At 70.5% G+C, this 14,604-nt stretch carries 14 protein-coding genes; 4 read left to right on the forward strand and 10 right to left on the reverse strand.

Features of this window, described 5'->3' with window-relative positions:
- The first annotated feature begins 84 nt into the window (after window positions 1-84).
- Window positions 85-585, forward strand: coding sequence for a tetratricopeptide repeat protein (locus AB0C82_RS29785; RefSeq protein WP_362847820.1), 501 nt, complete (start codon window positions 85-87; stop codon window positions 583-585).
- Window positions 586-829: 244 nt separating this feature from the next.
- Here AB0C82_RS29785 and rpmG read toward each other — a convergent pair whose 3' ends face one another.
- Window positions 830-994 carry a 50S ribosomal protein L33 gene (gene rpmG / locus AB0C82_RS29790; protein WP_362847823.1) on the reverse strand — a complete coding sequence of 55 codons (165 nt, stop codon included), beginning with the start codon at window positions 992-994 and terminating at the stop codon, window positions 830-832.
- Between the two features lie 363 nt (window positions 995-1,357).
- Here rpmG and AB0C82_RS29795 point away from each other — a divergent pair, with 363 nt between their 5' ends.
- Window positions 1,358-2,794 (forward strand): SpoIIE family protein phosphatase, encoded by a 1,437-nt coding sequence (locus tag AB0C82_RS29795; protein ID WP_362847825.1) that lies wholly within the window; start codon window positions 1,358-1,360, stop codon window positions 2,792-2,794.
- Window positions 2,795-2,981: 187 nt separating this feature from the next.
- Here AB0C82_RS29795 and AB0C82_RS29800 read toward each other — a convergent pair whose 3' ends face one another.
- A complete protein-coding gene (locus AB0C82_RS29800) occupies window positions 2,982-4,475 on the reverse strand; it encodes a hypothetical protein (RefSeq protein WP_362847828.1) in 1,494 nt (497 codons plus the stop codon).
- Window positions 4,476-4,706: 231 nt separating this feature from the next.
- On the opposite strand from AB0C82_RS29800, the gene AB0C82_RS29805 reads away from it, so the two are divergent.
- A complete protein-coding gene (locus AB0C82_RS29805; RefSeq protein ID WP_362847831.1) occupies window positions 4,707-5,840 on the forward strand; it encodes an aminoglycoside phosphotransferase family protein in 1,134 nt (377 codons plus the stop codon).
- A 138-nt stretch (window positions 5,841-5,978) separates the two neighbouring features.
- On the opposite strand, the gene AB0C82_RS29810 is transcribed toward AB0C82_RS29805, so the two are convergent.
- Window positions 5,979-6,209, reverse strand: a complete 231-nt coding sequence (locus AB0C82_RS29810) for a hypothetical protein (protein WP_362847833.1) — start codon at window positions 6,207-6,209, stop codon at window positions 5,979-5,981.
- Window positions 6,210-6,536: 327 nt separating this feature from the next.
- Between AB0C82_RS29810 and AB0C82_RS29815 the strand changes: the two genes are divergently transcribed.
- Window positions 6,537-8,756, forward strand: a complete 2,220-nt coding sequence (locus tag AB0C82_RS29815) for a terpene synthase family protein (RefSeq protein ID WP_362847836.1) — start codon at window positions 6,537-6,539, stop codon at window positions 8,754-8,756.
- 173 nt (window positions 8,757-8,929) lie between these two features.
- Here AB0C82_RS29815 and AB0C82_RS29820 read toward each other — a convergent pair whose 3' ends face one another.
- From AB0C82_RS29820 to AB0C82_RS29850, 7 genes are all read right to left on the reverse strand, one after another.
- Window positions 8,930-9,430 carry a hypothetical protein gene (locus AB0C82_RS29820; protein WP_173310419.1) on the reverse strand — a complete coding sequence of 167 codons (501 nt, stop codon included), beginning with the start codon at window positions 9,428-9,430 and terminating at the stop codon, window positions 8,930-8,932.
- 112 nt (window positions 9,431-9,542) lie between these two features.
- Window positions 9,543-9,944 (reverse strand): ACT domain-containing protein, encoded by a 402-nt coding sequence (locus tag AB0C82_RS29825; RefSeq protein ID WP_362847838.1) that lies wholly within the window; start codon window positions 9,942-9,944, stop codon window positions 9,543-9,545.
- A 10-nt stretch (window positions 9,945-9,954) separates the two neighbouring features.
- Window positions 9,955-10,572, reverse strand: coding sequence for a CGNR zinc finger domain-containing protein (locus tag AB0C82_RS29830; protein WP_362847840.1), 618 nt, complete (start codon window positions 10,570-10,572; stop codon window positions 9,955-9,957).
- Window positions 10,573-10,625: 53 nt separating this feature from the next.
- Complete coding sequence (locus AB0C82_RS29835; protein ID WP_362847843.1) at window positions 10,626-11,792, reverse strand: thiolase domain-containing protein; 1,167 nt, start codon at window positions 11,790-11,792, stop codon at window positions 10,626-10,628.
- Window positions 11,785-12,837, reverse strand: a complete 1,053-nt coding sequence (locus AB0C82_RS29840; RefSeq protein WP_362847846.1) for a thiolase domain-containing protein — start codon at window positions 12,835-12,837, stop codon at window positions 11,785-11,787. Before AB0C82_RS29840 ends, AB0C82_RS29835 begins: the two co-directional genes overlap by 8 nt.
- The gene (locus AB0C82_RS29845) at window positions 12,838-13,785 is read right to left on the reverse strand and encodes an OB-fold domain-containing protein (protein WP_362847849.1); all 948 of its coding nucleotides are present in this window, start codon (window positions 13,783-13,785) and stop codon (window positions 12,838-12,840) included.
- A 15-nt stretch (window positions 13,786-13,800) separates the two neighbouring features.
- Window positions 13,801-14,601 (reverse strand): crotonase/enoyl-CoA hydratase family protein, encoded by an 801-nt coding sequence (locus AB0C82_RS29850; protein ID WP_362847852.1) that lies wholly within the window; start codon window positions 14,599-14,601, stop codon window positions 13,801-13,803.
- Window positions 14,602-14,604: the final 3 nt, after the last annotated feature.

Here is a 14,604-nt window from a genome sequence, read left to right on the forward strand (position 1 = left end):
AAGACTGCCCCGAACTTCCTTGACCACACGCCCGGTCGCGTCCCGCCTGCCGAGCGGTCCGGACCGGCCTGCGACGATGTCGGCATGAGCACACAGAACAAGGACAAGTTGGTGGCAGAGGCCGCACGGCTGCGGGCGGAAGGCCACCCCGAACGGGCCAGGGAGCGCCTGCTCGCACTCACCGCGGAGTTCCCCGACGCGGCCGACGTGGCCTACCAGACCGCATGGGTCCATGACGTGCTCGGCCTGGAGACCGAGGCGGTGCCGTACTACGAGCGCTGCCTCCAACTGCCCGGCCTCACCGTGGAGGACCGCCGGGGCGCGATGCTCGGCCTCGGCAGCACGTACCGGGTACTGGGCAGGTACGGCCAGGCCGTCGAGACGCTCCGCGCGGGCGTGGCGGAGTTCCCGGACGACGGGGCCCTGCGGAGTTTCCTCGCCATGGCCCTGTACAACATCGGCGAGCATCACGAGGCGATGGAGATCCTGCTGAGGCTGGTGGCCACGACCAGCACCGACCCGTACGTGGCCCGCTACCGCCGGGCCATCGAGCTCTATGCCGGGGACCTCGACGAGAGCATGTGACGCCGACGGGTACCGCGCGGGTGAGCACCGGACGGGGCAAGGGGGAAGCCCCGGCCGAATCGGGGGAATCCGGCCGGGGCTGCTCATGGAGTGGGGACGGGGAGCGGTCGCCTCGGGCGAGGGCCCCGTTCACCCACGTATAGGTGAACGATAAACCATCCGGGCGCGTTCCTCGAAATCGCCACCCCGGGATGTGAGCCGGGCCACGGGCCGGTACCACCGGCCGCCCATTCGGTCACCTGCGTCAGCGGGCCTCGCGGAAGAGAACGTGCTGACCTGCGGCCGGATCGTACTTGCGCAGTTCCAGCCGGTCGGGGTTGTTGCGCCGGCTCTTGCGGGTCACGTAGGTCTGCCCCGTTCCGGCGGTCGACCGGAGTGTGACTACGGGCCTGGTTTCACTGCGTGCCATGGGCACCTCCAGATGCGTGCGCCGACCCCCTCCCCGTTACGGGAATGGGTGTCGTTTTCGTTCTGCTCGGTCAACGCGGGGCGGTGCGGTGGCATTCCCCGCGCATCCTCGCGGGGGCGCACGGGGTTCCTCGTTATCGCTCCGGCGCGCGCCGGAGGTTTGAGGCCGGAGACAGCGCGCCCTCAACACCCTTTAAAGGAAAGGATGTTCGGAGTGAAGACCGGTCTCGGGGGCCCATGGCATATGCCGGATGCAACAACGCATCGAGTGTTGCCAAATCCCTTACGGGCTTCCCCAGCCTGTGCGACAGTCGTCTCGGTCCACCCTTGAGAACTGGCCGCCGCGCCTGTATCGGAGTACGACATGCCGTCCCATCTGTTCGCGGACCGCCCCGCACCACAGCTTCCCGAGCGAGATGCAGTCGACGCGTTGATCCACCGGGCCCGTCGACTGCGCGGAGATGTGGATGCCGTGCGGCGGGACGCCGTGGTCATCGACGAGGACGACCCCCAGCTGCGCTGGCAGCGCGCGCTCTGCGACCTCGCGGTCCATCACCTCGACGACCTCGACGGACACCTGGGACAGCTCAGGGAAGGACTGCCGGACCAGGCCCCCGTGGAACCGGAGCCCGTGACCGCCCGGCCGAGCGTCACCGACGCACCGCCCGGCTCACTCCTCAGCAGGGTCGGCAGCGCCGAGTGGAACCTGCTGACCGACGAGGTCACCTGGTCGGACGAGCTGTACGAGATCTTCGGCAGGACGCCCGCATCCGGGCCCCTGTCACTCGACGAGCTGCCGTCGGTCCTCCTCCCCGAGGACCAGCCGCTGCTGACGTCGATGGTGACCGCCTGCCTGGTCGACGGCAAACCGATAGACGGCGAATTCCGCATCCTGCGCAGCAACGGTCACATGCGCACGCTGCACATGATGGGCGAACCCGTTCTCGACGCGGACGGCTGCACCGCCTCCATGTGGGCCGTCCTGCGCGACGTCAGCGAGCTGCGCCGCAGCCAGCGTGCCGTCGGCCGGACCCGCGAGTCGGTCCGTCGTGAACAGCACAGGGCACGGACCGAGCACCGGATGGCCGTCGAACTGCAGGAGGCCGTACTGCCTCCATGGCGTGGGTCGCTCCGGCTTCCGAAGCACGGAGCGGGCGCCCTCGACGTCGCGGGCCACTACCTGCCCTCGGAGTCGAGCGCTCTGATCGGCGGCGACTGGTACGACGCACTGGAACTGCCGGACGGCAGGACGCTGCTGACGGTCGGCGACCTCACCGGTCACGGCATCCCCGCGACCTCCGCCATGGCGATGCTGCTGGGCGCGCTCCGCGGGATGGCCGTGGCCGGGATCGAGCCGGCCACCCTGATGGGCCACCTGAACCAGCTGCTCGAATCAACGGTGCAGCCGGCTCTGGGCAGCGCCGTGTACTGCCGCTTCGACCCCGCGACCGGCAGCCTCACCTGGGCGCAGGCAGGTCACCCCGCACCGGTGCTGTTCCGTGGCGGAACGGGGCATCCCCTGCCCCGGCCCGACGGCGTACTGCTCGGCGCGGCCTCCGGAGTCACCTATGAGCAGGACCAGGTGCGGCTGCTGCCCGGAGACGTGCTGTTCCTGCACACGGACGGCCTGACACGTCGCAGAGAGAGCCGGGGTGCGGGCCCGGAGGCTCTGCTCGCGCTCGCGCCGCGCTTCGCACAGGCCCGCACGGCGCAGGACTGCGTACGAGCCGTTGTCGAGGAGTTCGGCGGGACCGAACGCCCGGACGACGCGTGTGTGCTGGTTGCCCGCATCGGAGAGTGAGACGGGCAGTCGGAAAAGCGGGTACGGGGCAGCGCCAATCGGCCCGACACACCGTCAGGTGTGCCGGTCTCCACGCTGTGACGGTTCCCGCGCTGTGGCGTTCCGGCTGGGACGTTCCCGCGCCGGGACGGACGCAGTGGTGACGGATTCCTGGTGACGGGTTACAGGGACGCGGCGCCGTCCGGCGTCAGATCTGGCTTCCCCGGGACTTCTTGAACGTGCTCTGGGGAAGGGCCAGTTCGATCTCCTCGCGCAGATCCTCGATCTTCGCGTATCCCGCGAACTGGCCGGTGAGACGGTACATCTCCCGCAGCCTGTCCCAGGTGCGGTGTGAGGAGGTCTCCCCCATCGACACCAGTGCGAGGCGTGCGTACCGATCGGCCTGCTCGGGGTCGTCGGCGATGAAGCAGGCCGAGGCGAGCGAGATGTAGTCGAAGATCTTGGAGCGCTGTCGACCGTTGATGCGCAGGTCCAGTGCCTGCTTGGCATGGCGCTGGGCGGTGGTCGCCGCCGACGGGTCGTGCTCGGCGAGCGTACGGAACGCGAGTGCCTGCATCCCGTGCATGTCCGCCTCGTCGAACATCTGCATCCAGCTGGGCGGCGGGACGTCACCCTTGTCCGAGACGAAGAGCTCCTCGGCCTCCCCGAGGGTGCGGCGCATGGCCTGGCCCTTGCCCATGGATGCCTGGGCCCACGCCTCGATGGTGTGGAGCATGGCCCTCGTGCGCGGCAGGGTCTCCTCGCCGGAACCCGATTTCGCGAGCTTCATCAGGTCCAGGGCGTCATCGGGCCGGCCCAGGTGCACCATCTGGCGTGCGGCCCTGGACAGGGCCTCGCCCGCCCGGGGACGGTCGCCGCCCTCGCGCGCCGCGTGGGCGGCGATGACGAAGTACTTCTGTGCGGTGGGTTCGAGGCCCACGTCGTGGGACATCCATCCGGCCAGGACGGCCAGGTTGGCGGCGACGCCCCACAGGCGGCGCTGGAGATGATCGGGGTGGCGGTACGAGAGCATCCCGCCCACCTCGTTGAGCTGGCCCACGACCGCCTTGCGCTGGAGACCGCCACCGCGTGAGGCGTCCCAGGCACGGAACACCTCGACCGAGCGCTCGAGCGCCTCGATCTCCTCGGATCCGATGGGTGCCGCCTCGTACCGGTCGAAGCCGGCGTTGTCGGCGTACATCGCGTCGTTGAGGCGTGGCGCGTCGGCCGCCGGAGCGGGGGCGGCGTGCAGCCAGTCGTACATTGCGCTGGTGAGTGCTGAGCCGGCGACGAGCGCCGCGCCCGCGCCCACCAGGCCGCGTCGGTTGAGCATGAGGTCCATTCCCGTGAATTCGGTGAGGACCGCTGCCGTCCGTTCGGGCGCCCACGGCAGGCCGTCGGGATTCTTCTCCGTCCCTGGGTCCTGCCGTTTCCCCACACGCCCGCGCCGGCCGAACCCGAGGTCCTCGATGGTCACGACACGGCCGAGCCGCTCGGTGAACAGGGCTGCCAGCACTTCGGGCACGGGATCGCGCGGGGACTCCCCCATGTCGATCCAACGCCTGACCCGCGAGGTGTCGGTCGCCAGTTGGAGGTGGCCCATGGCCGCCGCCTGTCGGTTCACCATTCTCGCGAGTTCGCCCTTGGACCATCCGGCCAGGCCGAACAGGTCGTTGAGGCGGGTGTTGGGTTCTCCGGTCACGTCAAGCCCCCAGGTTCTCGGCTGACTTGACACTAACCCCCTGGCAGATGCGGGTCGACTATTCGCCAGGGTTCGCCAGGGTGCGCCAGATGGTCTGCCACCCGTGAGCCGGTGTCAGGTAGGAAAGCGCCACCCCGCCCGGCAGCCCTAGGTACTCCCCAGGGTGCCTGACGGCCGCCGGCCGGGGCGGCGTACGCAACTTGTCGGCGCACGAAGGGATCTGTCTCGCTCATGTACACAGCATCGTCCTCCGTGTCCGCCCCGCCCCGCCCGTACCGTCCCATGGGGGCGGGTGGCGGACCGTATCTCGACCCCCACGCCGCACCGGCGCCCGGCCTGGGTCGGATCAGGCGACCGGCCGGGCTGGGTACGCAACCGCTCAGCGGGAGAATCGACTTGTCCGGCCCCCAGGGCGCGCAGCTCCGGATGGCCATCGCCTCGGTCCACCGCATCTGCCCCGAGTTCAACCCCGTGCAGGTGCTGCGGCGCAGCGGCCGGTCGGTCCTCATCGTGGGAACCACCGGGCGCACCACCGCCGTGGCCAAGTGTTTACTGGACCACTCGCCCGCGTGGATGGAGCGGTTCCGGCACGAAATAGCTGCATACCGCGCCTTCGTCCGGCATCGCCCACCGGTGCGGGCACCGCGGCTCATCGCCGCGGACCCGGAGAACTGCACGCTGGTGATCGAGCGTATGCCCGGACGGGTCGCGGCTCTGACGAGGCATCCGGTGGAGGCCCCTCCGAGAGCGGATGTGCGGGCGGCGCTCGGTGCGATCAACCGGGTCAACAGCTGGCGGCCGCCTGCGGGGCTGTTCGAGGCCCCGCTGGACTACCCCGGACGCATCGCCCGCTATCACGAGTTGGGGCTCTTCACCGACCGTGACCTGGGTGATCTGCAGAAACTGCTGCACGGTCTCGCCCACTCGGGCAACAAGCAGGGCATGGGGCAGTTCTGTCACGGTGACGCGCTCCTGTCGAACATCCTGCTGTCGCCCACCGGTCCCGTGCTGGTCGACTGGGAGCACGCGGGCTGGTACCTGCCGGGATACGACCTGGCGACGCTGTGGGCGGTGCTGGGTGACGCCCCCTTGGCGCGGCGCCAGATCAGTCAGCTGGCCCAGGTCAACGGTCCGGCGGCGCGTGACGCGTTCCTGGTGAATCTCATGCTCGTGCTGACCCGGGAGATCCGTACGTACGAGACCGCCGTGCAGCGGACCATGCGGGAGGCACCGTCCGTGGGCGGCGGCCAGGAGAGGCCGGGTGCGCTGTCCTCCGGCGAGGAGCAACGTCTCCTGCTGCGCAGGCTGCACGACGACTGCGCGATGGCGCGGCGGGCCGTGCGTGCAGCGGTGGGTACCCGCTGACCGCGTCGACGGGGAAGAGCGTGCTGCGGGACCGGTGCCGACACGCCGGTTCCGCAGCACGCTGTGTCAACGGGCGCGGACCACGTCCACGTCCGAGGTCTTCACGAAGCCGATGCGATGGCCGATCTGGACCGTCAGTTAACCCGCTTCGCCGCTGAAGTACGTGTGGTCGTACGGCTTCGAGGAGTCGATCGTCGGTGCGTAGTAGTACCCGGTGGGGGCCTGGCCGCCGCCGTCGCAGCCGAGATCACGTGGGCACTCAGTCCTCACCTCTTCCGCCTCGGCGTGGGTCATGGGTGCGAGGCGTGACACCGAGCGCCCCACCGCGGTCAACGCGAGAGCGAGTCCGGTCCTTTGCGTGGACGTCATGACGCCCCTTCTGGGAACCGGCGGTGGGCGAACACACTCTCGGGCGGGCCATGACGGCACGTCAAGTGCCGTTGCGGGGGCGGCGGAACGTGTCGCCGGACCAGTCCACTGACACAGGGTCTGACCTGCGGTCCGAGAGATCCGTCAGGGGTACCGACGGGTCCCGTTACCTGGGTTTCACTCGATGCCGCCGGACTGCCGCGCTTGTGTGACTAGTGAGCGTCATGCGTGCCCCGGATGGCCGAGGGGTAGTGCTGGCGCGGACAGAACCGGTCCGCGCCGACAGCGCGCGGATGCGCGGATACACCTCGGAAAGGCCGCAGGCACATGGCACAGCCCTTCTCACTGCCGGACTTCTATGTTCCGCATCCGGCGCGGCTCAACCCTCACGTGGAGGAGGCCCGGCGCCACACCAAGGAGTGGGCGCGCCGGATGCACATGCTGGAGGGTTCCGGCATCTGGGAGGAGCACGATCTCGATGCCCATGACTACGCACTGCTCTGCGCGTACACCCACCCCGACTGCGACGCCGAGGCGCTCGCGCTGGTCACCGACTGGTATGTGTGGGTCTTCTTCTTCGACGACCACTTCCTGGAGACCTTCAAGCGCTCACTGGACCGCGAGGGCGGAAAGCGGTATCTGGACCGGCTGCCGGCCTTCATGCCGATGGATCCGGCCGCAGCCGCCCCGGAGCCGGAGAACCCGGTCGAGGCCGGGCTCGCCGATCTGTGGGCGCGTACGGTGCCGTCGATGTCGGACGCCTGGCGGGCCCGGTTCGCCGAGAACACCGAGCACCTGCTGAACGAGTCCCTGTGGGAACTCTCCAACATGGACGAGGGGCGGATCGCCAACCCCGTCGAGTACATCGAGATGCGCCGGAAGGTCGGTGGTGCGCCCTGGTCGGCCGGACTGGTGGAGTACGCGGCGAACGCGGAAGTCCCGGCCTCGGTGGCCGGGTCCAGGCCGCTCGGCGTGCTGCGGGACACCTTCTCGGACGCGGTGCATCTGCGCAACGACCTCTTCTCGTACCAGCGCGAGGTGGAGGACGAGAAGGAGAACAGCAACGGCGTGCTGGTCCTTGAGCACTTCCTGGGGTGTACGACGCAGGAGGCAGCGGACGCGGTCAACGACCTGCTGACGTCGCGGCTCCAGCAGTTCGAGAACACGGCGCTCACGGAAGTGGGCCCTCTGTGCGTGGAGAAGGGGCTCGACGCCGCGGAGACGGCTGCTGTTCTCGCGTACACCAAGGGGCTCCAGGACTGGCAGTCCGGCGGGCACGAGTGGCACATGCGCTCCAGCCGCTACATGAACGGCGGAGGGGTGCCGGCCGGGCCGGCCGATTCCGGCTGGGGCATGGCCGCCGCGTCGATCCGCTTCACCTCGCGGGCGGAGGCGGCCCGTCTGCGCAGCCGTACCCATGTGCCGTTCCAGCACGTCGGCCCGTCCATCCTGCCCGACTTCGACTTCCCGTACGCGCTCACCCTCAGCCCGCACCTGGGGGCCGCCCGGGACCGGAACATCGTGTGGGCGCGCCGGATGGGAATGCTCGACGGGCTGCCCGGCCGGCCCGGATCGCACGTCTGGGACGAGCGGCGGGCACGCAACATCGATCTTCCCCTCTGCTCGGCGGGCCTCGATCCGGACGCGACGCCGCAGGAGCTGGACCTCTCGTCGAACTGGCTGACGTGGGGGACGTACGGCGACGACCTCTATCCGGTGATCTACGGGCGTACCCGTGACGTGGCCGGGGCATGGGCGGCCAACGAGAGGCTGCGGCTGTTCATGCCGCTGGACGGCGGACCGGTTCCCGAGCCGTCCGACGCGATGGAGCGCGGTCTCGCCGATCTGTGGGAGCGGACGGCGGGCCCGATGGACGACGCGTCGCGGCGTACGTTCCGCAAGTCCGTGGACGACATGCTCAACAGCTGGCTCTGGGAGCTGTCCAACCAGGCGCAGAACCGCATTCCCGACCCGGTCGACTACATCGAGATGCGGCGGTTCACGTTCGGCGCGGACATGACGATGCGACTGTGCCGGCTGGAGCACGGTGACCGGGTACCGGCCGAGGTCTACCGCAGCGGTCCTGTCCGCTCGCTGGAGAACGCCGCGGTCGACTACGCGACGCTCCTCAACGACCTCTTCTCGTACCAGAAGGAGATCGAGTACGAGGGCGAGGTGCACAACTGCGTCCTGGTCGTGCAGAACTTCTTCGGCGTGGACTACCCGACGGGCGTGTCGATGGTGCACGAGCTGATGAAGGGCCGGATGCGGCAGTTCCAGCACGTCATCGAGCACGAACTGCCGATCGTCTACGACGACTTCGCGCTCGGTGCGGAGGCCCGCGAGATCCTTGACACCTATGTGATCGAACTGCAGAACTGGATGGCCGGGATTCTCAACTGGCACCGCAACTGCGTCCGGTACTACGACGCCGACCTGCGCTCGGGTACGGGCGGAGCCCCGTGGCACCTCGGTGGTCCCACGGGGATCGGCACGTCGGCTGCGCAGGTCGCCTCCCTGCTGATGCCTCAGCCCGTGAACACGTAGCGTCGGCCGCCCTCCGTGGCGTCATCGTCGGCCCAGGTGATGACGGCGGTGACGCCGCTGCCCGCCCGGTGGCGGGGTGGTCGCGACGTGGTGACGAGGCACATGACGAAGCCGCCTCCTGGAGGGAGGCGGCTCGGCTCGGACAGAGGTGAGCGGGTCCCTGGAGGGACGTTTCAGCCCTGCTGGAAGAGCTCGGCGGGGAGCGGCTTCAGCAGTGCGTAGAGATCGTCCGTGATCGGCCGGTCCCAGCTGGCGATGGTGACCAGGACGCCGTCGCTCCGGTCGAACTGGACGCAGGAGATGCGGCTCTCGGAGAGCTTGACGCGCCGGACGATCAGGAGGTTGTCGCCCTGCATGACCGGGGAGTCCTCGGTGCCTGTCACCTCGACCGGCTCGTCGTTCTCGAGCGCGAGCAGCAGCTGGGCGACCTCGAAGGGGACCTGGCCCTCCTCGGTCTCACGGGCCGGCGAGCCCTCGGGCAGATTCCCGATGATCATCGCCGGGCCACGCCCGCCGAACAGGTCGTACCGCAGAAACACGCCCTGGCATGTCCCGTCGGGAGCAGGAAGCAGACCGGCGCCGAGGTTACCGGGCCAGTCCCCCGGATCCATGGCCAGGACGTCGAAGTCCGGGCCCGCGGGTGTGGCGGCGCTACGGCGGCGGAGGAAGGACATGCCGACATGGTACGTGTCCCGGCTCACGTCGCGGAGCCGGGCCCGGCCGCCGGCGGCCGTGACCGGCGCTTTCGGGTGAACCGTCGGCGGAGGTACCGGGAGGCGGTGCGGATCAGACCGACTCCGCGGCCAGCCGCTCCAGGACGGCCACGGCCTCGGCGGCCCTCCCGTGGGGGACGAAGAGGTGGTCGTGGTGGTAGCCGGCGACCACGTTGCAGCTGATTCCGGCGTCCGTCAGGGCGAGCGCCACGGCGGCGGTCAGCCCTACGGCGTCCAGCGCCGAATGGACGCGCAGGGTGATCCGGCCGGCGACGAAGGCGTATGCCAGCCCTGCCCGGTCCGCTTCCGCCTCCGGCAGCACCAGGGTCAGTCCCTCGCGTTCGGTGACCGTGACCACGGGCGACACGCCTTCGGGCACCACCCCGTCCGGCATCGTGGTGAACACGTACCGGCCGGGGTCGAGCTCGGGGCTCATGCTCTTCAGGAGGGTTCGCAGATCGCGCTCGCCAGTCATGGGCGCCAGGCTACGGCTGCGGGGCGCGGTGCCGCTCGTGGTGGCGGGCCACCCGTGCGCGATTGCCGCAGGACGGACTGCACCATTCCTGGCGGGGGTGCTCCTTGAGGAAGTAGCGCACACACCTCGGGGCGTGGCAGGCACGCAGTGCGTGCAGGTCGGGCCCGGTGAGGAAGCCGATCGCGGCGCGGGCGAGGGTGGCCGTCATGGCGCGGTGCCCGGTCAGGGCGAGGGGGGCGGGCCGGTCGGTGACCGTCGGATCATGGCCTTCCCGCCATCTCAGCACCGGCACGGTGGGGACGGCGGCAGCGGCCGCGTTGAGCCGTTGCAGTGCCTCGGTGACCGGCGGCGGCCGCCGGGCGTCGGCAGGGCCCGGGGCGTCAGGCCGTACGGCGTGCGCGAGGAGCACGCGCACGGCGGCGCGCAGCGACCGGACGGCCTCCAGGGTGGGCGGGTCGGCCTGCCAGTGACCGGCCGGGGCCCTGTCGAGTACGGCCGGGTGCTCCCGGACCCATCGGGTGAGGCCCTCGACGGTGTCGAGGTCGTCGCCGACGCCGCCCCGGCCGTCGTGGCGGACGGTGAGGGCGAGGTCGAGCGTGAGGCGGGTCTCGGGCCGGGTGTCGGACATGCGCCTGACGATAGTGCGGCCCTCGACCGGTGACCGGACCGCCGGGGTACCCCTCAGCTCTCCGGCTCGTGCGAGCCGACGAGCCACATGGAGAAGAACTGCGCCCCTCCTCCGTACGCGTGACCGAGTGCCTTCCGGGCGCCGTCCACCTGGTGCTCGCCCGCCTGGCCGCGTACCTGGAGGGCGGCCTCGGCGAAGCGGATCATGCCGGACGCTCCGATGGGGTTGGTGGACAGGACTCCGCCCGAGGGGTTGACCGGCAGATCACCGTCGAGTTCGGTGGCGCCGGACTCGGTGAGCTTCCAGCCCTCCCCTTCGGCCGCGAACCCGAGGTTCTCCAGCCACATCGGCTCGTACCACGAGAACGGGACGTACATCTCGACGGCGTCGATCTCCCGGCGCGGGTCGGTGATGCCGGCCTGCCGGTAGACGTCTGCCGCGCAGTCCTTGCCGGCCTGCGGCGAGACGAAGTCCTTGCCCGCGAAGAGCGTCGGTTCGCTGCGCATGGCTCCGCCGTGCAGCCACGCGGGCGGACGGGGTGAACGGGCCGCCCCGCTCCGGTCGGTGAGGACCATGGCGCAGGCACCGTCGGACGAGGGGCAGGTCTCGGAGTAGCGGATCGGGTCCCAGAGCATGGGAGCCGACTGGACCTTCGCCAGGGTGATGCCGGGGTCCCGGATGTGGGCGTACGGGTTGAGCAGGGCGTTGCGCCGGTCCTTGTACGCGACGAGCGAGCCGACCGTGTCGGGCGCGCCGGTGCGGCGCATGTACGCGCGGACGTGCGGGGCGAAGAAGCCGCCCGCGCCGGCCAGCAGCGGCTGCTGGAAGGGGACGGGGAGCGAGAGGCCCCACATGGCGTTCGATTCGGACTGCTTCTCGAAGGCGAGGGTGAGGACGGTGCGGTGGACGCGGGCGGCGACGAGGTTGGCGGCGACCAGGGCCGTGGAGCCGCCCACCGATCCGGCGGTGTGGACGCGGAGCATGGGTTTCCCGACGGCGCCGAGGGCGTCGGCGAGGTAGAGCTCGGGCATCATCACGCCCTCGAAGAAGTCGGGGGCCTTCCCGATGACCACGGCGTCGATGTCCGCCCAGCCCAGCCCGGCGTCCTGAAGCGCCCGTACGGCGGCCTCACGGACCAGGCCGGCGATGGAGACGTCGTGCCGGGCGGCCACGTGCTTGGTCTGGCCTATGCCGACGACGGCCACGGGTTCCTTAGACATGGGTGCGCTCCCCTTCCAGTACGGCGACCAGGTTCTGTTGCAGGCAGGGGCCCGAGGTGGCGTGGGCGAGCGCCCGGTCGGACTCGCCGCGGTGGATGCATGCGGCGGCTTCACCTAGGCGGATGAGGCCGGTCGCCATGACGGGGTCGGCGGCGAGCGCGCCACCGGACGGGTTCACGTCGACGTCGTCGCCGAGCCCGAGAGCCTTGCGCAGGATCACTTCCTGGGAGGTGAAGGGGGCGTGCAACTCGGCGGTGTCCACAGGGCGTTCGAACGCCCCGGCGCGTTCGGCGGCGAGGCGGGTGGAGGGTGAGTCGGTGAGGTCGCGTACACCGAGGGAGTGGGCCTCGATGCGGTGGTCGATCCCGCGGATCCAGGCGGGGCGGGGACACAGGGCGCGGGCCGTGTCCCCTGCGGCGAGGATCACTGCCGCGGCCCCGTCACCGATGGGCGGGCAGTCGCCGGTTCGCAGCGGCTGTACGAGATAGTCGCCGGCCGGGAAGCTGCCGCGGAGCTGGGCGTGCGGGTTGGCCGTCGCGGCGGTGCGGCTTCGGGTGGCGATCCGGGCGAGGGCGGGTTCGTCGGTGGCTCCGGTGTCGATGAGCGCCTGGGCCTGGAGTGCGGCGAGTGCGACGGAGTCGGGCCAGAGGGGCGCCACGTAGTACGGGTCGAGCTGACGGGTGAGGACGTCGCGGACCTCGCCGGAGGAGGGCTTGCCGTAGGCGTAGACGAGTGCGGTGTCCGCCTCTCCGGTGCGGATCTTCACCCATGCCTCGTACAGGGCCCAGGCGCCGTCCATCTCGACGTGCGATTCGGAGATCGGCGGATGGGCGCCGACCCCGTCGAGCGCCATGGTGAAGGAGAACGCGCGGCCGGCCAGGTAGTCCGTGGACCCGGAGCAGGTGAAGCCGATGTCACTCGCCTTGAGGCCGGTCGCGTGCAGGACCCGATGCAGGACGGGCATCAGCATCTCGACCTCGGAGAGTTCGCCGGTGCGCCGCCGGTGGCCGGTCTGCGCGAAGGCCACGATCGCCACGTCTCGCATCTACAGCAGCTCCTTGTACGTGTCGTAGTCGGCGTCCGGTTCGCCGGTCGGCCGGTAGTGGTCGGGGTGGCGGCTGCCGGGGGTCCAGACGGGTTCGACGCGCAGTCCCATGCGGACCTGGTCGTAGGGAATGCCGCCGATCCGTGCGTGCAGGGCGAGGTCGGCGCCGTCGAGGGCGACGTGGGCGTAGACGTAGGGGACCTCGATGGCGGCGTTCTTGGCCTTGATGTTGACGATGCAGAACGTCGTGACGGTGCCGCGCGGCCCCACCTCCACGCGCTCGTCCGTGGCGACTCCGCAGGTGGGGCAGGCGCCGCGCGGCGGTACGTAGACCTTGCGGCACGCCGGGCAGCGCTCGCCGACGACCCGCTGCCCGGCCAGCGCTTCCAGGTAGGCGCTCTGGGCCCGGCCGGGGTGGTAGGTGTAGTCGAGGCGGGCCGGGGTCACGATTCCGGTGACCGGGTCGGCGAACTCACCGCTGTGCGGAACGGGTCGCGGGGTGACGTTCTCACTCTCGTACGGTTCGAAACACGCGATGTCCGTGATGGCGCCGGTGCGGTCCTGTGCCCAGCGGATCCGCACGCGCATTCCGGTGCGGACCGCTTCGGGGCCGGGTGCGTCGAGGACGTGGAGCAGCGCCGTGTCGGCGCCGTCGAGCTGGACCAGGACCCAGGCGAACGGGGTGCCGAGCGGCTGGTCCCGGCGGGGTGCGGGGTTCCAGGCCCAGGTGGTGACGGTGCCGGTCGAGGCGACTTCGACGAGGTCGCCGATCTCCTCGGCGGTGACGGGGTCGTACTCGACGGGCGGGACGAGGACCGTGCCCCGGCCGGTGCGGACGCCGAGGACGGTGCGTTCGCGCAGTCCGGTGAGAAAGGCGCTCTGGACGGGGCCCAGTGAGCGGGTGAAGGGGAATTCGACGACCAGCGGGGCGCTGAGGACGTCGGGCACGGTTGCCTCCTCGATTCAGGAGCGCCGGTAGACGGGCGGGCGCTTCTCGGCGAAGGCGCGGGCGCCTTCCTTGGCGTCGTCGGTGGCGAAGACGGGCCAGCCGCGCGTGAGTTCGGCGGCCAGCCCCTCGCTCTCGGTCATCTCGGCGGTCTCGTACACCGACGCCTTGACCGCCTCGACCGCGAGCGGCCCGCAGGCGTTGATCTGCTCGGCGACGTCGAGTGCCTGCTCCAGTGCGGTGCCGTCGGGGACGACCCTGCCGATCAGGCCGATGCCCGCGGCCTCCGCGGCGCTGTAGGCGCGGCCGGTGAGCAGCATTTCGAGGGCGTGGGTGCGGGGGATCTGGCGGGGCAGGCGCACCGTGGAGCCACCGATGGGGAAGAGGCCGCGCCTGACCTCGAAGAGCCCGAACGTGGCGCCGGCGCCGGCGATGCGGATGTCGGTGCCCTGGAGGATCTCGGTGCCGCCCGCGACGCAGTGGCCCTCGACGGCGGCGATGACGGGCTTGCGGGGGCGGTGGTGGCGCAGCATCGCCTTCCAGTGCAGATCGGGGTCGGCCTTCATCCGGTCCCGGTACTGCTCACCCTCCATCCCCTTGCCCGCGAGGGCTTTGAGGTCCATGCCCGCGCAGAAGGAGCCGCCCGCGCCGGTGAGGACGACGGAGCGGACCGTGTCGTCCTCGTCCGCCGCGAGCCAGCCGTCGTGGAGCCCCACGAGCATCGGCAGCGAGAGTGCGTTCTTCGCCTCCGGCCTGTTCAGAGTGAGCACCAGCGTGGCGCCTTCGCGCCGCACGTCCAGGTGTTCCGTACCGCCCATTGC

This window comes from Streptomyces sp. NPDC048560, from assembly GCF_040650955.1.
GTDB lineage: Bacteria > Actinomycetota > Actinomycetes > Streptomycetales > Streptomycetaceae > Streptomyces.